The following is a 17,487-nucleotide window of genomic DNA, read 5'->3' as shown; positions in this document are numbered from 1 at the left end:
GACTATACTGTAATCCACACAACAGATATGCAATAAGTTATATAGACTTACAATTCAGGAGTAAATCATGAGCGATCAGCCAGAAGGATGTGATGGTCACTGTGACAGCTGTTCACAGAAGACCGATACCTGTCAGAAACCCAAGAAAGCCAATATCAATGTAAGACATGTGATCCTTGTCCTCTCAGGAAAAGGCGGTGTCGGAAAGAGTACGGTTTCAGTTAATCTTGCATATGCCCTTTCCAATCACGGCTATCAGACCGGCCTTATGGATCTGGACATCCATGGTCCGAGCCTTGCCAAGATGCTCGGCATCGAGGATCTCCGGCTTCAGGCGATCGGCAATAAGATCATGCCGGTGAAAGTGACCGGTTCTTTGAAAGTGATCTCCATGGCCCTTCTTTTAAATGAGACCGACAGTCCTATTGTCTGGCGCGGTCCGATGAAAGCCGCCGCGATCCAGCAGTTCCTTGGTGATGTCGAATGGGGAGAGCTTGACTATCTCGTCGTCGATCTTCCGCCCGGAACCGGCGATGAAGCATTAAATATCGTGCAGTTTGCTCCCAATGTAGAAGGCGCTGTCATCGTTACGACTCCTCAGGACGTCGCGGTTCTGGATTCCACCAAAGCGATCAAGTTCATCGAGATGATGGATCTCCCGGTTCTCGGTATCATCGAAAACATGTCGGGAATGGTGTGCCCGCACTGCGGTGAGGTCGTCGATCTCTTTGGAAAAGGCGGGGGAGAAAAAGCTGCGAAGCAGTACAACGTTCCGTATCTTGGCGCCATCCCGATCGATATCGAGATGAGAAAAGCCGGTGATGAAGGAAGACCGTTCATTGTCAGAACACCCGGTCAGACCAACCCCACCTGGGATGCTGTTGATCAAGTCATGGAAAACCTCATTGCCGAGGTAGAAAAACGCGACGCATAATATGAAAGTTCTCATCGCTGAATATACCGCTGTCCATGATCCGGCTCTCGCCCCGGAGGGAAAAGCTATGGTTTCTGCTCTGAAAAAGAGTTTCGAAGCCTGTGGTCATACGATTGTAATGCCGTCAGGAAGGGACTTTGATGCAGAGATCTCCCGTCTGGCTCCGGAATGTGATTACGGTCTTGTCATTGCGCCGGATGAATATCTCGCAAAATATACCCATACCCTTGAGCTTGCCACCCATAACATCGGCTCCGACAGTACTGCCATTGCCGTTTGTGCGAGCAAACGTCTCTCCGCCAAGCTTCTTGCGAAGGTCGGCATCGATGTTCCGGCTGAAGTCTCAGCTGACTTTTCGGGCAAACGTGTGATCAAACCGGTGAAAGGCGCAGGTTCGGTCGGCGTTCGTATCGCAAAGGATGGAGAGTTGCCCGGAGATGGCGAGATGTCTGTCGAGTATCTCGAAGGCGAGCATTTCAGTGTCAGTATCATCGGAAGCCGCGTTGTCGGCGAAGCCTGCGGGTTTTACAGCGGCCTTCCTCCGGTGTTTCTGACGATCAACCGTCAGTTCTGCGAGGTGGGGGATGACGGCAGGTTTGTTTACAAAGGCGGCGAAACACCTGTCCACCCTGCCCGCGAAGGCGAGATGATCGAGATCGCCAAAAAAGCGATCGAAACGCTCGGCTGTCAGGGGTATGTCGGCCTTGACATGATCGTCGGTGAGAAGATCTGGGTGGTCGATGTCAATCCCCGTCCGACCATGAGTGTGCTGGGTATCGTCCACGTCATGGAAGAGGAGATCGCCGACGTTCTGCTGAAAGCAACGGTCGGTCTGCCTCCGGAAACTGTTCACTACAACGGCAAAATCGCGAAATTTGATGATGTCGGCGGAGTTACCCTAGAGTGATCGGCATCGATGTCGGAGGTGCAAACCTCAAAATCGTTGATGAATCAGGAGTCCACATCCATTACTGCCCGCTGTGGAAGGAGTCCGATCTGGCAGAGATCATCAGCACGTATGCCGGAAGAGAGAATGCGGCGGTCGTTATGAGCGGTGAGCTTGCCGATGGATTTATCGCCAAATCCGAAGGCATCTCTTACATCGTTGACGCAGTTTTGCAGACTTTTCCGGATGCTGTTTTCTACGGGACTGATGCCAAATTCCACATGAAAGCTTGTCCTCAGCTTGCAGCCGCCAACTGGCTCGCTTCCGTCGATCTTCTTCGCAGGACCTACCCTGACGGAATGATGCTGGATGTCGGAAGCACAACCGCTGATATCGTTCCCTTTTCCCAATTTACCCGTCTTATCGGGATGACCGACACCCTCCGTCTTCAGCAGGGGTACCTGGTTTATACCGGCATGCTGAGAACACCGGTTGCCGCGCTTGCAAACTCAGCAGAGATCAACGGGATCATGACGCCCTTCTCCACTGAGTATTTTGCCTGTTCGGGAGACGCCCACTTTGTTCTTGGACACATCGGATTCGATGAATATTCATCCGCGACGCCTGACGGAAAAGAGGTTTCACGCGAAGCCTGTCTCAGGCGGCTTGCCCGGATGGTTTGTGCCGATCTCGAAGAGATCGGAGAGGAAGGTGCACTTCATATAGCCGAATCCTTCTGGGCTGCCCAGCGTGATCTTGTCTGCACTGCAGTGGAAAAAGTAAGAAAAGACGCCGGCGCGGATCCCCTTCTTGTCGGAGGCATCGGTTCTTCGACGTTTGCTCCGCTCACCGGCGGCGTTGATCTTACCTCTGCACTTGGAATTCCTGCAGATGCGTTACCTGCATATTCTGTTCGTGAGATCGCCGGTGTTTTGGAGAGATCATACGGGACCGTCTGAACTCCGGTCTCTCATGATCTACTGTTTATTTTTACGTTTTTTCTGTTTCTGAAACTCAGCAGAAGTATTTTTTCCATCAAGGGGCGGTTTGTAAGCTGACGGATAGCCGCTTGATGCCAGGATCTCGCCTGAAGAGACCGAGCCTTTCGACCCTGAGATCTCTTTTGTCATGAGCGAGATGAATGAGTTCGGCAGCTGCATTCCGTACAAAAAATTTGCCGGCGGGATCGGAAGATTGGAAAGTGCATAATTTCTGACAGACCCGCGGTCGATCTCGATTCCCAGCGCCTTCATGATCTCTGCCGTGTGGGAGTAGGAGTGGAGTCTTGCAAGGGAGATTGCCATATCCACGATCGCAGAACCGAGCCGTGTGTCTGGATAGAACGGTTCCTCTGCGTAGATGAGGTTCCCGCATTTTTTGCACTTGAACCGTCTGATATTCACCATGATCTTTTTTCGTCCTGTCGGTGTTTTCAGTATCACGTAGAGTTTTTTTTTCGTATCGTACGGCTGGGGTTTCCCTCCGCAGAGAGGGCAGGGTTTTGCTGTGGCAAAAAGCGTGCCTTCAAGAGAAGAGATACCGACCATTACCGTGGTTATGAGCAGTGACGGGATTTTTACCTGTTGCCTGGGCATGTGTATTATTATTAGTGGGTAAGAAGAGTTTATCAAAGCTCTGGAAAGCCGGCGTCGTTATCTTCATTAGCTTCCCCCTCCCATTTCTTACTCAGATGAAAATAAAAGGAATAACTGTCAGGATGCCTCCTCTCCTTCTTGCAGCAACCGTTTTTTTTGCAGTTATGTGTGCAATGACCTTTGGCTCCACCAAGGATCTTATCTATATCTATATTGGTCTCCCGCTGTGTGCTCTCTTAATTGGTTTTCCTCTCTGGGTCGCCTATACAAATGAGAAGCAGGTCCTTCGTGATGCTTCGCAGTACCGTTCGCAGGCAAAATTTGTACGGGCACGTCAGCTCTCTCCGGCAATGCGGGGAAGCGTGGTTCTTATGGAAGGAAAAGTGCTGAAAGTCACCGGACTTATGATGAACAAACCCTCTTATCTGATCCAGGATCCGACCGGTCAGGTCGTTGCGAAACGGTTTGCCCTTCCCGATCCGCTGATCGGTGTCGGAGCGGATGTCGAGATTCTCGGCCGTGTCTTTGGCAAGGCGGCCAATGCTCAGTCGCTGTATATCAATGCCCTCACCATTAAACCAGTTTCGAGTCTGCGTCAGACCAGTGAAGAGGCGCAGTCGGATCAGGAAAAGCTCCGGATTAAGAAACTCAATTAACATTTGCGATCCTATTATGAGTATGGATAAAGACGCGTTCGTTGCTCTTCTGGAAAAAATCGCTCCGCCGATGCTGGCAGAGGATTTTGATACGGGCCGTATCGGTCTGATTGCAGAAGGCACAGACCAAATCGAAAAGGTGGGCTGCGCTTTGGATGCCACACCTTATGTGTGTGAGCGTGCTGCGGCAGAGCGGTTTGACGCTCTTGTAGTCCACCATCCGGCATTCTGGGCTCCGATGCATGGAATTACCGGGAGAAATGTCGAGATTCTCCGCCCGTTACTGCAGAACAACATCAATCTGTATGCCATGCACACGAACTTCGATCATGTTCACGGCGGGATCAATGATGTTCTTGCACGCGAAATAGGGCTCACAGACTGTGTTCGAATGGACAAGACGCCTTCCTCTATTGGTGTTGTCGGAACTATGTCGAAAAGTTTTGCCGAGATCTCCAAAATCCTCGGGTGCGGTCTTCGCGTCTGGGGGGATGTATCCGGCGTCAGAAAACTTGCAGCAGCCGGCGGATCGGCGTTTGATATGGAGTTGATCCTGGAAGCCGTGTCGCTTGGAGCCGAGGCGTATCTGGCATCCGAATTAAAGTATAATATTGCCCGCGAATCGCCGATCCCCTGTATCGAAGCTACCCATTATGCTTTGGAGGCACCGGGTATGCGTGCGCTTGCAAAAACCCATGGCTGGGAGTTTATCGAGGATACGCCGCTCACATCGATCATCCAATGATCCATCCGTTCCAGGTTTTAAAGAAAGAGGGTACACTCAATGACGTTGTGCGTAAAGCTTTCATCGATGCATATGGAAAACGCGGGATGGAGGCAGTTGACGCCGTCAGAGAAAACCGGGTAAAAAAGTATCAGGATTACTTTGTGGTCGTTGGAAATACCGATGAGTACTTTGTCGAGGGGTCGTTTTGCAGCTGTAATGCCATGCTCTACGGGAAGGAGTGCTGGCACACCCTCGCAGTGCAGATAGCAGTCGAGCTTGGAATTTATGATTCATACAATCTCTGGTATTATAAGGATGGTGTCGATGAGGATGAACCTGAGTATGAATAACTTTCACAAAACCTATTTTTAAAATGCTGCGACGCCTATCTACTAGGAATGGCCTCGATACTTGTGACCTGTTACAGCAGGACTGGTAAAACAAAGAAGCTTGCCGCTTCGATCGGCAAGGGAGCAAAGGAGGTTTTGGGTGTGGACGTTGATGTTCTTCCTTTCAACCGCGTGACCGCAAGTGATCTTGTCAGATATGACGGGATCATTCTGGGTTCCCCGGTGTATTTCGGGGGGATAGCAGCGGAGTTGAAGGAATTCATCGATGAAACCACGTTTGTGCGCGGAAAGCTTGTTGGAAAGGTCGGCGCTGCATTCACTACTGCCGGGGACCGGACCGGCGGAAAAGAGACGGCCATCCTGTCGATCGTTCAGGCGATGCTGATTCACGGAATGATCGTTGTGGGTGATCCGATAGCCGATGAATCGAGCAATGAGGAGCACAACGGGGGGCATTACGGTTTGGCTGCCGACGGTCAGCTTACCGAGCACGATCTTTTGCAGGCCGAGTATTTCGGCCGGTATGTGGCAAGTGTTGTCGCCCGCATGTGTTAATTGATATCCGCAATCATTTTTTTCAATTCACTGCACGCTTTGTATGCTGTATTGTCCATAGAAAGCGGCGTGATCGAGACGTAATTTTTTCTGATCGCCGTGACGTCAGAGTGTTCTTCCGGAATGTAGATGGGAGTTCCGTTGATCCAGTAGTAGGGTTTGCCTCGCGGATCGATCCTTTGTTCGACTGATGTTTCAAACAGCCGTTCGCCAAGTACGGTGACTGCGTAGCCTTCGATTCTCTTTGCCGGGATATTGATATTGATCAGTTTGCTTTCAGCCGGCATGCCGTTTTTTAGAAAATGTCTGGTGAATTTGGTGACGACCTCTTTACTCTGCGTGAAATCCATCTTATGGGTCCTGGGGTCTGCGAATTTATTTCCCTGATCGTTCATCTGAAGGGAATATGCGATGGCAGGAACACCCTGATTGACCGCTTCCATTGCAGCACCTACCGTTCCGGAGGTGGTGATCGATTCAAACGAGATGTTCTCGCCAAGATTGATGCCGGAGACAACCAGATCCGGTCTGAGCCCGAGTCCGTAGAGGCCGAGGAGCAGGGCGTCGGTCGGTCTTCCTTCGACAGAGTATGCCCGGGTCTGATGCATCGCTACCTCGTTCATCCGGATGGGTTCAAAGATCGAGATCGATCTGCCGACCGCGCTCTGCTGGGTCGCCGGAGCTACGACCGTAACATCAGCGATAAGAGACAGAGCGTCATATGCGGCCCAGAGGCCTCCGGAGTTGATCCCGTCATCATTGGTTAGGAGTATCTTTGGTCGGGACATTCTTCTCAGATACGTTTCATCGGTGAGGTATTACACCTTTGGGTTTGGGCGGGTTTGAGCGGATACAAAAAATATGTGTGTTATCAGATTTTATTTTCCCTCCTGCATTTCGGAATCTATATATTGAGATACAGCATTCTTATTATGCATATTTGCTGCGGTGGCCTAGCTGGTTAGGGCGCGGGACTCATAATCCCGAGGTCGGGGGTTCGGATCCCTCTCGCAGCACTGTTTTTTTGATATTTTTTGCAGAATCACCATCTATAATCGTTCAGGATCTTTACCGTTTCTTTTACCCTTTTCTCTAACTGTTCACTGTTCATAAAATACCGTACCATGCACACATTTTTTGCACCTGCATCCAGAACGCTGATGAGGTTATTCCCATCGATCCCGCCGATCACAACAACCGGAACATCTCCTGCCCGTTTCACTGCCTCTGCGATCAGCTCAGTTCCGGTAACCGGATCGGGTTTTGCTTTCGCGGGTGTTGTAAAGACCGGGCCAAAACCGATGTAATCCGGTTTTTGTTTTATCGCTTCATCCACCTGGCTGAGCGTATGGGTCGAGAGTCCAAACACCGATACCTTCTCCCTGCAGATCGTTTTTGCATCGGTCAGGCTGATATCATCCTGGCCGAGATGGAGACCGTCTGCCCCGCAGAGATACGCAAGGTCTGCCCGATCATTCAGCACAAATCGCGTTTCAGTTCCCTCAGTTATACTCATAATTTCGCCTGCAGCCCGCAGGATCTCCCTGTCGGATAATGCCTTTTCCCTCAGCTGCAGATATCTGACATTATTTTTGACTGCTGTTTCGGCGATCTTCTTATACGGCAAAAAGGGATTGGTGATTATTAGATAAAGTCCGAAGTCACTCCTCATCACTTCAGCTCCTCTATGATCAGTTTTGCAACCTTTTCTCCGGACAGAAGCATACCTCCAAACACCGGCCCCATACGCGGAGATCCAAACACGCCGTTTGCTGCCATTCCGCAGACATAGAGGCCGGGATAGATCATTTTGGTATTTTCTACCGTCATTGCTTCACCTTCGGCCGCATTTAAGGAACGCTCCCCGCAGACTTTTCCGGCAGGCGTGTTCAGGATGATGTTGTTCTTTCTTGCCGCCGTTTCCGTGATCATACAGGGATGACCGGTTGCATCCACGACGACCTTTGCCCGGAAGGAAAGCGGGTCTACATGAAGTCCCTCCCTTACAACCGGCCCCCAGTTCACGACAACACCCGAAACTCTGTCATCTTTAAAAACCACATCTTCCACGCTCATAGCGTTGTGGATCAGAACACCTCTTTTTGCGGCATGATAGATCAGAGCTGATGTTGCCAGAACACTATCACAGGTCACGAGATGATCGTTATAGCGTTCGTATGGGATCTCCAGTTCGTCCAGAAGATATACTGCTTCATTTTGGATCGCAACTGATGAAAACATCATGGCTCCTCCCCACATCCCCCCTCCCGGGGCAAGTTTGCTCTCAAACATCGAAACTTTATATCCGGCTTCTGCGATCCGCAGCGCCGCAATAAGCCCTGAGGGTCCTGTTCCTGCAATTGCTGCATCGAAACACAGATTTTCCTGCAGTTTAGAAAACCAGGATTCTGTTATTGCTTTGGTTACTTCCAGGTCCATTTTCATGTCCTCCCTGACGGCAGCCGGATAATGCACATGGGCAAGTATCGAAAAAACGATTCCCTCCGCCGGCATTACCCGGATCAGGTTATATGGGTATGATCTCAGCCGGTGCAGCCGGATATCCGTCTGCATCAGCACCCCATTATCATATCCGCATTTCTGGTATAAGGAATGCTCGTATCCAAAAAAATCTGAAATCCGGACATACGCGTCCAAACACCGTGTTCTCCTGCTAAATCCGTTTAACCCGGCCGCAAGGATTAATCATACAGACTTTCCATAACTAATCAAGCGGAGGTGCCAATCACCATGAAAACAATACTGTATTACTTTACCGGCACAGGCAACTCGCTCGCCGTGGCCAAAGCAATATCCTCAAGGCTCCCTGAAACCGAACTTGTCCCCATCCCCAAACTTATGCTCGCTGGTGAGAGGATCACCGTTCCCGCTGACGCGAATGTCGGCATAGTGTATCCTCTTTATGCCATGGGCCTTCCCAAGATCGTCGTGAATTTTTTCGCGCTTCTTGATCTCTCCCCTGCAGGCTATGTCTTTTCTGTAGTGACCGAAGGGGGAAAAAGCGGATCCCCGACAAAGCAGATCTCTGTGCTGTGCGAAAAAAGCGGCCATATGCTCAATGCCGCCTGGTGGATCCAGATGCCTGACAACTATATCCCCTTAAGTGCGCCGCCGGAGAAGTCTGTTGAGAAGACCATCCGGGAAAATGCGCTTCGAAAAGTTGCCGTCATCGTTGAAGATATCAAAAACCGGCAGGGTTCGCTTGCAGGATTTACGGCAATCGGCAGCGTCATGAAGCTCATGTATGGTCCTTTCATCAGAAACATCCATAACTTCGACAAAAAATTTGTCGTCAGCCCATCCTGCAACGGATGCCTGATATGTGTGCGGATCTGCCCGGTAAACAACATCCGGCCGCTGCCCCATGGAAAAAAAGAGTGGTTGCATACCTGTGAAGGCTGCCTTGCCTGCCTGCAGTTCTGCCCGGTCGAAGCTCTTTCCTGCGGAGGAAAAACTGCGAACCGTCCGCGGTATCACCACGCGAATGCGACCGTGGAAGACATGCTCGAACAGAAAGGCAGCATCGAAACAAACTAATCCCTCTTTTTCCCTACGTATGAACGTGTATATATTCATTGAACGTAAATATTAGTTCAGTATGAAACTCCCCAAATACGACATCAACAAGTACGATCCAAAACGTATGATGGCAATCCCTGCTGTCCTTTTTGGCATCGCTCTTTTGATCGTCGGTATAACGTTTGCATTGACAGGTATGCCTGTCACACCCGGAATTGATTTTGCCGGAGGGACGGCCGTTACCATCCATACGGATGATACCAAAGAAGAGATCGTCGCCTTCTTTGCCGGCTATGATCTGAAGTCTATCGATGAAGGTATCGGCTCGGGCGGCTATTATCTCAAGTTTGGTCCGATGTCCAACGAGGACATGATGACATTCAACGATCATGCCCTTTCGAAATATCCTGAAGCAAGCATCGACCAGATCGGTGCAAACTTCGGTTCAACGCTCCAGACCCAGGCGTTGTGGGCGATCATGTTTGCCTTCATCGGCATGGCAGCAGTCGTGTTCATCGCTTTCAGAAAAGTCATTCCTGCCGTAACGGTCGTCTGCGCCGGTATTGCCGATATCACTATTACTGCCGCCGTCATGAACCTTCTTGGGATCGAACTTTCCCTTGCAACGACGGCTGCTCTTCTGATGCTCATCGGTTACTCGGTTGACAGTAATATCCTGCTGACCACAAAAGTCCTTAAACGTCAGGGAAAACTTGAGGAAAAAATGGAAGGCGCGTTTCGCACGGGTATCATCATGACTACGACGACACTTGCCGCAATCATTGCCATGTTCCTCGTTGCATTCATCGGTCAGGTGCCGACGCTCTATTCCATCGCTGCCGTTTTGATAATCGGTCTTATCTGTGATATTATTTTCACCTGGGGTTTCAATGCCGGCATTCTCCGGATGTATCTATCCGGGTCGGAAAAATCTCAGACAACACCAAAACAACCTAAAAAGGACAGCAGAGGTGCAAAACAATGAGCTCAAAAAGATCATCCTCTCCTCAGAAAAAAGAGAAGAAGGAGTACTCCGGCTGGCATGCGGTGATCCGTGATCCGCGCGTGGTTCTTGTTCTTGTCTTAGTGGCTCTTTCTCTTGCGGCGATCTTTGTTCCGTTTGGAGACCGGGAAGGTTTTACGAACCTGCAGTTCGGTCTTGACCTTGACGGAGGTTCATGGATCCAGCTGGAGTTCCAGTCTGAAGTCGTGACGATCGGCCAGGGTGCCGATGTTACGGCCGTAGCAGACAAGATGGAAAAAACACTTGACTGTACTGTCATTCCTATTGGCCAGACCAAGATCGAGGTTCAGAAATCGGCGACAGATGCTGAGCTTCGGGCCGCTGTCGAGGCTGCCGGAGCTTCGTTTGTCAGTTCTGAGCCGGGAGTAGGTACGGATACGGCAGATACTATTAAACGTATCCTTGAATCCAAAGTCAACAGTCTTGGCACAAGTGATGTAAAGGTCAATACGCTCACGAATATGGACGGCGTTTCCCAGTATGTCCGTATCGAGATGGCGGGCGTAGATATGCAGACTGCTCAGGAACTTGTCGGGACCCAGGGTCTTTTCGAACTTCGTATCGTTACAACCGGGAATGAAACCGCGCACGTCTTGTACGGCGACTCGGTCGTTTCTGTCCAGACGCCGACCCAGAACCCTGCTGGTTCTGACAACTGGGGTGTGGCATTCGGTATCGACAACAACGGAGCAGAGGCACTTCAGCAGGCCTGCATCACGTACGGTGCGACCACGAACCCTGCTGCTCACGAACTGGTCATGTATCTTGACGAAAAACTTGTCTACAGCGCTCCGCTCTCCGCGGATCTTGCCGCATCCATCGCGAAAAGCCCGGTGAACAGTCTGTATGCCGGAACCGGTCACGGGGATGAAGGTAAAGAGCAGGCGCAGGAGCTTGAGATCCATCTGCGGGCAGGCGCTCTTCCAGTCCAGGTCGAGATCGCCGGTTCCGGTTCGACTTCGGCGGTGCTTGGTGACTACTTCAAGATCATTTGTCTGATAGCTGCGATCGCGGCACTCGCGGCAGTTGCTTTGATAGTGTATCTCAGATACCGTACCCCGGAGATCGTTCTGCCGATGATCGCCACGAATGTTGCCGAGATCGTTATCCTTCTCGGGATCGCCGTCTTCATCCAGCAGCTGGATATCGCGGCCATCGCGGCGCTGATAGCGGTTCTTGGAACCGGTATCGATCAGCTGGTCATCATCACCGATGAGGTCATGCATGAAGGCCGGGTCCCGTCTCAGGCCCTCTATCTCAAACGCCTGAAGCGCGCTCTGGTTATCATCATGACTTCAGCAGCCACTGTAATAATCGCCATGTTCCCGCTGATCATCATGGATCTCTCCACTCTGAAGGGATATGCGATCATCAGCATTCTTGGTATCCTGATCGGTGTTCTCATTACACGTCCGGCTTACGGTCGTGTCGTGATGGAGATCATGGCAAAATAATTTTTTTTTAATCACGGCGTTTTTTTCTGGTTTTTGATCGTCGTCATCAGTTTCTGCAGTTTGGCAAGGATCTCCTGTCTGCCGGCCGGTTTCACGAAGGCCGGTTTGTCAGTTATGACAGGATCAGACCTGATATGCGCAGCCGTTTTTTCTGAAAGAACTGCTATGATCCAGTCGATCACTGGGTCATGATTTACAATGGCCCCATGCTCCGCTTCTGTTTTGAGCAGACGTTCGTTTCCCTGCGGATCTTTTCCAAGCTTTTCGAGATGGCCGAACATCGTTGCCGAATCCGTCGGAACACACCCGTCGCCTGCATGATCGTAGATGATGTGGGTGATCTCCGGCTCATTTGGGTCATCTGAGAATATCAGTGATCTGATCGTCTGGTGATTTATCCCGACAGCGAAGTATGAACGGTCGAGTTCCGGCAGGGTCCGGCTGTCATTTTCCAGTCTGAGGGCGTTCCCGTCACCAAAGAGCTGCTGCAGGGTCATCGCATACTCCTTTGGGGTCATCGGTTCGTAAACATTCACCCCGGCATCTCTGATCTGTCCTGCCGGTAAATAATACGGTTCTCCGTCCGGTATGCTGTCTTCAGCCGGCATCTCATCATTCACCGGAATGTTTTTTGTATAATGATACATCGGATGCCGGCTGAAATACGTCATCGTCGGGATCAGATCGCTTCCTGAAGGAAAACTCGTCCGTACATCCCGGGTGATCTTCGTTACTGCATCAAACAAACCTCCGGGAATATACGTCAGCTCCCCGGTCAGCGCTGTGTTTATTATATCGGGGGTGCCCTCGTAGGGTGTTGCGAGGGTCATGATCTTTCCGACCGTGTCGCTGCCGAACATCCCGAGATAGGCAGAAACGATCAGTCCTCCCAGGCTGTGCGCAATAAGATCTGCTCCGGAAGCTCCGGCGGCATGCAGGGTCCGGCGGATCTGCTGATCGAGCAGCTTTGCGGTATCTTTTTTGGACTGACGGAAATCATAGGAGAAAAAGTAGACGCCTCTTTTTGGAAATTCAGCACAGAGCCGGTCGATGATTTTCTTGTAAGGGTACTCAAACGCTCCCATCGCCCCGTATTCACGTTCATCCTCGGATAGAGCCGCAAGGTCCTTTTCATTATTTTTTACAAAGAGAGGGTTTTGTATTCTCATCATCTCGCCGAGTTTTGTAAGTTTCAGCGAATACTCTACCCAGACAAGATCGCCCTCCTGATCATAAAGCCGGCTTCCCATGATGCCGGGTATAAATATCACCGGATTGTGTGTCATCGTCATGATAGTATGATTTTCCCGGGCAAGATGCGTATTCTCTCTTCCGTCTCGCCTGAATGTATGATGTACTGCCGGGGATAATGAAGATATCCTGCAGGTGTAAGTATATATTTTTCAGTATTTGGTATATATTTTTATTATGGAATAAATATATTTTGAAGTAAGAATATTTTCATACAGTGTAACTATTGTCTAATCAGAGATTAGTCTTATTATCTATCCTGCTGACATGTATATGGTACAAAATCATGAAGGCTGTCTTAGGACTTGAAGATGGGACGATCATCACCGGAACCGGCTTCGGCGTCGAAGGTTCCGCGTCCGGTGAACTGGTTGTCACCCTTGTATCTACAGGATACATGGAAGCCCTTAGTGATCCGAGCGTATCCGGACAACTGCTGATGTTCGGATACCCGCTAGTCGGAAACTACGGAGCAAATAAAGATCAGCTCCAGCATGAAAAAGTTCACGCTGCGGGAACAATTGTGCGTGAACTCTGCGTTCATCCCAAACACCAGCCGACGCTTGGTGAATTCTTCGAAGACAACGGTCTTATCGGCATCGAAGGTGTTGACACCCGGATGCTCACGATAAAACTGCGTGAACAGGGTGTCATGCGGGCCGCCCTTATCACCGGTTCCGACGACGGATACAAAGCCGTCAGTATGGCACAGACCGCTCCGATCCAGGAGACCCGCGACCTCATCTCCGGCGTCACCTGCCCGGCTCCCTATCACATCGAAGGAAAGGGCAAAAAAATTGCAGTCCTTGACCTTGGATGCAGAAAATCCGTATTCACCAGCCTGAAAAACCGCGGTGCAGACATCTATGTCTATCCGTATGGAACACCGGCTGATGTGATCATGGCAGAAAAACCGAGCGCTCTTTTCTTAACGAACGGACCAGGCTACCCCTTTGCCGCGCCGAAAGCAATCACCTGCGTGAAAGATATCCTTGGAACCATCCCGGTCCACGGGATCTGCATGGGAACAGAGATCATCGCCGCAGCGCTCGGCGGCCAGGTCGAAAAACTCAAACTTGGTCACAGAGGAGCAAGTCAGCCAGTCAAATTCTCTGACGGTACGGTCGCCGTAACCTTCCAGGGACACGGATACGCCGTAGTCGGTGACAGTCTTCCGGAAGGCTGCGAGGTCAACTGTATCAATGCAAACGACGGCACGGTCGAAGGCTTCGTGAACAACGACCTCGGCGTGTACTGTGTCCAGTTCCACCCGGAGCACGACGGAATCTACGACGGCGTGGAAAAACCGATTTATGATATCATGTACAGGGGGATCCCTGATGCCTAAAAACACCTCACTTAAAAAAGTCCTGCTCATCGGATCAGGGCCGATCCAGATCGGACAGGCTGCCGAGTTTGACTACGCCGGAAGTCAGGCCTGCAAAGCCGTTCGCGAAGAGGGTATAGAAGTTGTCTTAGTCAACTCCAACCCGGCGACGATCCAGACCGATCCGGAAACTGCGGACAAAGTCTATGTTGAACCGCTGAAAGCAGAGATCATCGCTGAGATCATCAAAAAGGAAAAGCCGGACGGCATTCTCTCAGGTATGGGCGGCCAGACCGGTCTGAACCTTACAGCTGAACTCTATGAAATGGGCGCCCTTGAAGGCGTACAGATTCTCGGCACCCCGCTCGAAGCAATCTATCATGGTGAAGACCGTGATCTCTTCAAGAAACTTATGATCGAGATCGGTGAACCCGTCCCGAAAAGTTTCATCTTGACCAAAATCGAGCAGCTCGAAGAGGCCTATGCGGAAGTCGGTCTTCCCGCCATCATTCGTCCGGCATACACCCTTGGAGGAAGCGGCGGCGGCGTTGCGAGCACCAAAGAAGAACTGAAAAAGATCGTTGAGTATGGTCTGACAAAGTCCCGTGTCCACCAGGTCCTGATCGAGGAATCGGTCAAAGGCTGGAACGAGATCGAGTTCGAGGTCATGCGTGATGCGGCTGACACCTGTATCATCATCTGCGGTATGGAAAACGTCGACCCGATGGGTGTTCACACCGGTGAGTCCGTCGTCGTCGCGCCGATCCTGACTCTCACTTCTGACGAGTTCGGGATCATGCGCCGGGCAGCAATCAAGATCATCCGTGCGCTCGATGTTCAGGGCGGATGCAACATCCAGTTCGCGTTTAACAACGGCGATTACAGAGTCATTGAAGTCAACCCGCGTGTCTCGCGTTCGTCGGCTCTTGCCTCAAAAGCGACCGGTTACCCGATCGCCCGCGTGGCGGCAAAAGTCGCAATCGGCCTGCACCTCGACGAAATCAAAAACACCGTCACTGGCTGCACGCCTGCCTGCTTTGAACCGGCAGTCGATTATGTCGTGGTCAAAGTTTCCAGATGGCCGTTTGACAAATTCAAGACCGCCGACCGGACCCTTACGACAGCGATGAAAAGCACCGGTGAGGTCATGGCGATCGGCCGTACCGTTGAAGAGGGGTTCAAGAAAGCTCTCCGCTCGCTTGACACGGATATCTACCGGCACACCGACTTAAATGAGATCAGAATGATCCTCTCCCGGCCGACCGATGAGAGATTCCCAACCCTCTTCGACGCCTTCCGCCTTGGAATGACCGTCAAGGAAGTCTACGACCTCACCCAGATCGAGCCGTTCTTCTTAGAAAAGATCCAGAACGTTGTGGACATCGAACTCGAACTCCGCGACCACCCGACTGAAGAGCTTGTCAAGACCTCCAAAAAGTTCGGCTTCTCCAACGCCGAGATTCGCGAACTTACCGGCTGGAACATCTACAAGATCGAGAGCCTTGTCGGTCTGCCGACCTACAAGATGGTCGACACCTGCTCAGCCGAGTTCCCGGCAAAGACGCCTTACTACTACTCCACCTGGGAGCAGGAGTGCGAACTTACCCAGTCCGACAAGAAAAAGATCCTCATCCTTGGTTCCGGTGCGATACGTATCGGCCAGGGAATCGAGTTCGATTACTGCACGGTCCACGCAGTCAAGTCCCTGCGTGAAGAAGGCATCGAGGTCCATATATTAAATAACAACCCGGAGACGGTCTCTACCGACTTCGACACCTCGGACCGCCTGTACTTCGAACCGATGCAGCTTGAGGATGTCGTCAATATCCTAAGAAAAGGCGACTATGACGGTGTTATGGTGCAGTTCGGGGGCCAGAACTCCGTGAACCTCGCCATCCCAATTCAGGAAGAGATCAAACTCTTCGGTCTGAAGACCAAAGTCCTTGGAACGAGCCCAGACAACATGGATGTTGCCGAAGACAGAAACCGGTTCAGTGTCCTTCTGGAAAACAACAACATCCCATCCCCGGCAAACGGTTCCGCCTACTCCGAGAAGGAAGCCTATGCGATCGCCAGCAAGATCGGCTACCCGGTCTTAGTTAGACCAAGCTACGTTCTCGGCGGCCGTGCGATGGAACTTGTTCACGATGAACTTGAACTCCAGACCTACATCAAAGAGGCCGTCCGCGTCTCCAACACCCACCCTGTCTTAATCGACAGATATCTCGACAATGCAACCGAGCTGGACGTGGACGCCGTTTCCGACGGCGAGACCGTTCTGATCGGCGGCGTGATGGAACACATCGAAGAAGCAGGTGTCCACTCCGGTGATTCGGCATGTGTCATCCCGACGCAGACCCTCACTCCTGAGCAGATCGCAACCGTCAAAGACTACACGAGAAAGATTGCTCTCTCCCTCGGTGTGGTCGGTCTGATCAACATCCAGTATGCCCTTCACAAAGGAACGGTCTATGTCCTCGAGGCAAACCCGCGTGCAAGCCGGACGGTCCCGTTCGTCTCCAAGGCGACCGGTATCCCCCTTGCAAAGATCGCGGCAAAACTCATGATCGGCAAGAAACTTGCAGATCTTGGATTCGAGGAGAAAGAGATCAAGCACGTCGCAGTAAAAGAAGTTCTTCTTCCCTTCTCCAGACTGCCGGGTGTCGATCCGATCCTCGGTCCGGAGATGAAGAGTACCGGTGAAGTCATCGGTATCGATTACGACTTCGGCAGAGCATTCTACAAGGCAAGTCAGGCGGCAGACAACACCTTCCCGCTGAAAGGAAACGTGTTCATCTCGGTCACCAACGATCAGAAGTATGAGATCCTGCCGATCGCCAGAAAACTCCATGATCTCGGCTTCTCGCTCTATGGAACGGAAGGCACGGTCAAGTTCCTTACCCAGCAGGACATCCCGATGAACCTTGTCAGAAAGGTCCAGGAAGGTTCCCCGAACATCCTGGATATGATCCGGGCACTGGATGTGCATCTCCTCATCAACACACCCGGCGATAAAAATGCACGGACCGATCACCTGCAGATCATGCGGGCAAGCATCGACTACTCGATCCCCTACATCACGACCATCTTCGGAGCAGAGGCCGCAGTCCAGGCGATCGAATCGATGAAGACCAACAAGATCACGATCGAGCCGCTGAGTCACTACCTCAGCTGATCACCCTTTCCTT

17 protein-coding genes, 1 tRNA gene and 1 riboswitch are annotated in these 17,487 nt (G+C 51.3%); of the genes, 13 read left to right on the top strand and 5 right to left on the bottom strand.

Features of this window, described 5'->3' with window-relative positions; genetic code table 11:
* The first annotated feature begins 67 nt into the window (after positions 1–67).
* The 3 genes from EYA77_RS00840 to EYA77_RS00830 are packed head-to-tail and all read left to right on the top strand — an operon-like array spanning position 68 to position 2,779.
* A complete protein-coding gene (locus tag EYA77_RS00840; protein WP_042696541.1) occupies positions 68–934 on the top strand; it encodes an Mrp/NBP35 family ATP-binding protein in 867 nt (288 codons plus the stop codon).
* A 1-nt stretch (position 935) separates the two neighbouring features.
* Complete coding sequence (locus EYA77_RS00835; RefSeq protein WP_095641706.1) at positions 936–1,841, top strand: ATP-grasp domain-containing protein; 906 nt, start codon at positions 936–938, stop codon at positions 1,839–1,841.
* A complete protein-coding gene (locus EYA77_RS00830; protein WP_167815585.1) occupies positions 1,838–2,779 on the top strand; it encodes a hydantoinase/oxoprolinase family protein in 942 nt (313 codons plus the stop codon). The genes EYA77_RS00835 and EYA77_RS00830 overlap by 4 nt, the downstream gene beginning before the upstream one ends.
* 18 nt (positions 2,780–2,797) lie before the next feature.
* On the opposite strand, the gene EYA77_RS00825 is transcribed toward EYA77_RS00830, so the two are convergent.
* Positions 2,798–3,415 (bottom strand): hypothetical protein, encoded by a 618-nt coding sequence (locus tag EYA77_RS00825; protein ID WP_155897821.1) that lies wholly within the window; start codon positions 3,413–3,415, stop codon positions 2,798–2,800.
* Positions 3,416–3,510: 95 nt separating this feature from the next.
* On the opposite strand from EYA77_RS00825, the gene EYA77_RS00820 reads away from it, so the two are divergent.
* Genes EYA77_RS00820 through EYA77_RS00805 form a run of 4 tightly spaced genes read left to right on the top strand, consistent with a single transcriptional unit; the run spans position 3,511 to position 5,703 of the window.
* The gene (locus tag EYA77_RS00820; protein WP_167815584.1) at positions 3,511–4,071 is read left to right on the top strand and encodes a hypothetical protein; all 561 of its coding nucleotides are present in this window, start codon (positions 3,511–3,513) and stop codon (positions 4,069–4,071) included.
* Positions 4,072–4,093: 22 nt separating this feature from the next.
* Positions 4,094–4,816, top strand: a complete 723-nt coding sequence (locus EYA77_RS00815; RefSeq protein WP_095641709.1) for a Nif3-like dinuclear metal center hexameric protein — start codon at positions 4,094–4,096, stop codon at positions 4,814–4,816.
* Between the two features lie 47 nt (positions 4,817–4,863).
* The gene (locus tag EYA77_RS00810) at positions 4,864–5,148 is read left to right on the top strand and encodes a hypothetical protein (protein WP_162139387.1); all 285 of its coding nucleotides are present in this window, start codon (positions 4,864–4,866) and stop codon (positions 5,146–5,148) included.
* A gap of 48 nt (positions 5,149–5,196) precedes the next feature.
* On the top strand, positions 5,197–5,703 hold the full coding sequence (locus EYA77_RS00805) for an NAD(P)H-dependent oxidoreductase (protein ID WP_052319883.1): 507 nt from the start codon (positions 5,197–5,199) through the stop codon (positions 5,701–5,703).
* Here the strand turns inward: EYA77_RS00805 and surE are convergent.
* Positions 5,700–6,491: a 5'/3'-nucleotidase SurE gene (gene surE / locus EYA77_RS00800; protein WP_042696529.1), complete on the bottom strand. Its 792-nt coding sequence runs from the start codon at positions 6,489–6,491 to the stop codon at positions 5,700–5,702. The genes EYA77_RS00805 and surE overlap by 4 nt on opposite strands.
* A gap of 154 nt (positions 6,492–6,645) precedes the next feature.
* Here surE and EYA77_RS00795 point away from each other — a divergent pair.
* Positions 6,646–6,719: transfer RNA gene (locus EYA77_RS00795), tRNA-Met, on the top strand.
* Between the two features lie 26 nt (positions 6,720–6,745).
* Here the strand turns inward: EYA77_RS00795 and thiE are convergent.
* The gene (gene thiE, locus EYA77_RS00790) at positions 6,746–7,375 is read right to left on the bottom strand and encodes a thiamine phosphate synthase (protein ID WP_042696528.1); all 630 of its coding nucleotides are present in this window, start codon (positions 7,373–7,375) and stop codon (positions 6,746–6,748) included.
* Positions 7,375–8,217, bottom strand: coding sequence for a sulfide-dependent adenosine diphosphate thiazole synthase (locus tag EYA77_RS00785; protein WP_245241083.1), 843 nt, complete (start codon positions 8,215–8,217; stop codon positions 7,375–7,377). Before EYA77_RS00785 ends, thiE begins: the two co-directional genes overlap by 1 nt.
* A riboswitch (TPP riboswitch) is annotated at positions 8,185–8,297 on the bottom strand. (Overlaps the previous gene by 33 nt.)
* Positions 8,298–8,454: 157 nt before the next feature.
* Between EYA77_RS00785 and EYA77_RS00780 the strand changes: the two genes are divergently transcribed.
* From EYA77_RS00780 to EYA77_RS00770, 3 genes are all read left to right on the top strand, one after another.
* Positions 8,455–9,261: an EFR1 family ferrodoxin gene (locus EYA77_RS00780; RefSeq protein ID WP_167815583.1), complete on the top strand. Its 807-nt coding sequence runs from the start codon at positions 8,455–8,457 to the stop codon at positions 9,259–9,261.
* Positions 9,262–9,322: 61 nt separating this feature from the next.
* Positions 9,323–10,228, top strand: a complete 906-nt coding sequence (locus EYA77_RS00775) for a protein translocase subunit SecF (RefSeq protein WP_042696523.1) — start codon at positions 9,323–9,325, stop codon at positions 10,226–10,228.
* On the top strand, positions 10,225–11,721 hold the full coding sequence (locus tag EYA77_RS00770; RefSeq protein WP_167815582.1) for a preprotein translocase subunit SecD: 1,497 nt from the start codon (positions 10,225–10,227) through the stop codon (positions 11,719–11,721). The genes EYA77_RS00775 and EYA77_RS00770 overlap by 4 nt, the downstream gene beginning before the upstream one ends.
* An 11-nt stretch (positions 11,722–11,732) precedes the next feature.
* On the opposite strand, the gene EYA77_RS00765 is transcribed toward EYA77_RS00770, so the two are convergent.
* Positions 11,733–13,013 (bottom strand): hypothetical protein, encoded by a 1,281-nt coding sequence (locus EYA77_RS00765; RefSeq protein WP_167815581.1) that lies wholly within the window; start codon positions 13,011–13,013, stop codon positions 11,733–11,735.
* A gap of 245 nt (positions 13,014–13,258) precedes the next feature.
* On the opposite strand from EYA77_RS00765, the gene carA reads away from it, so the two are divergent.
* Positions 13,259–14,320 (top strand): glutamine-hydrolyzing carbamoyl-phosphate synthase small subunit, encoded by a 1,062-nt coding sequence (gene carA / locus EYA77_RS00760; protein WP_167815580.1) that lies wholly within the window; start codon positions 13,259–13,261, stop codon positions 14,318–14,320.
* Positions 14,313–17,474: a carbamoyl-phosphate synthase large subunit gene (gene carB / locus EYA77_RS00755; RefSeq protein WP_167815579.1), complete on the top strand. Its 3,162-nt coding sequence runs from the start codon at positions 14,313–14,315 to the stop codon at positions 17,472–17,474. Before carA ends, carB begins: the two co-directional genes overlap by 8 nt.
* The last annotated feature ends 13 nt before the right edge of the window (positions 17,475–17,487 follow it).

Origin of the sequence: Methanocorpusculum sp. GPch4 (assembly GCF_012062385.1) — an archaeon.
Classification (GTDB): domain Archaea; phylum Halobacteriota; class Methanomicrobia; order Methanomicrobiales; family Methanocorpusculaceae; genus Methanocorpusculum; species Methanocorpusculum parvum.
Note: the sequence above shows the minus strand (reverse complement) of the source record. Positions and strands in the feature narration are given on the sequence as shown.

What these genes read in the sequence shown, in the direction of transcription:
- thiE (WP_042696528.1), bottom strand. Translation starts at nt 7,375, where the DNA reads ATGAGGAGTGACTTCGGACTTTATCTAATAATCACCAATCCCTTTTTG.
- EYA77_RS00770 (WP_167815582.1), top strand. Translation starts at nt 10,225, where the DNA reads ATGAGCTCAAAAAGATCATCCTCTCCTCAGAAAAAAGAGAAGAAGGAG.
- EYA77_RS00825 (WP_155897821.1), bottom strand. Translation starts at nt 3,415, where the DNA reads ATGCCCAGGCAACAGGTAAAAATCCCGTCACTGCTCATAACCACGGTA.
- carA (WP_167815580.1), top strand. Translation starts at nt 13,259, where the DNA reads ATGAAGGCTGTCTTAGGACTTGAAGATGGGACGATCATCACCGGAACC.
- EYA77_RS00820 (WP_167815584.1), top strand. Translation starts at nt 3,511, where the DNA reads ATGAAAATAAAAGGAATAACTGTCAGGATGCCTCCTCTCCTTCTTGCA.
- EYA77_RS00805 (WP_052319883.1), top strand. Translation starts at nt 5,197, where the DNA reads ATGGCCTCGATACTTGTGACCTGTTACAGCAGGACTGGTAAAACAAAG.
- EYA77_RS00840 (WP_042696541.1), top strand. Translation starts at nt 68, where the DNA reads ATGAGCGATCAGCCAGAAGGATGTGATGGTCACTGTGACAGCTGTTCA.
- EYA77_RS00835 (WP_095641706.1), top strand. Translation starts at nt 936, where the DNA reads ATGAAAGTTCTCATCGCTGAATATACCGCTGTCCATGATCCGGCTCTC.
- EYA77_RS00765 (WP_167815581.1), bottom strand. Translation starts at nt 13,013, where the DNA reads ATGACGATGACACACAATCCGGTGATATTTATACCCGGCATCATGGGA.
- surE (WP_042696529.1), bottom strand. Translation starts at nt 6,491, where the DNA reads ATGTCCCGACCAAAGATACTCCTAACCAATGATGACGGGATCAACTCC.
- EYA77_RS00815 (WP_095641709.1), top strand. Translation starts at nt 4,094, where the DNA reads ATGGATAAAGACGCGTTCGTTGCTCTTCTGGAAAAAATCGCTCCGCCG.
- EYA77_RS00780 (WP_167815583.1), top strand. Translation starts at nt 8,455, where the DNA reads ATGAAAACAATACTGTATTACTTTACCGGCACAGGCAACTCGCTCGCC.
- EYA77_RS00775 (WP_042696523.1), top strand. Translation starts at nt 9,323, where the DNA reads ATGAAACTCCCCAAATACGACATCAACAAGTACGATCCAAAACGTATG.
- carB (WP_167815579.1), top strand. Translation starts at nt 14,313, where the DNA reads ATGCCTAAAAACACCTCACTTAAAAAAGTCCTGCTCATCGGATCAGGG.
- EYA77_RS00785 (WP_245241083.1), bottom strand. Translation starts at nt 8,217, where the DNA reads ATGCCGGCGGAGGGAATCGTTTTTTCGATACTTGCCCATGTGCATTAT.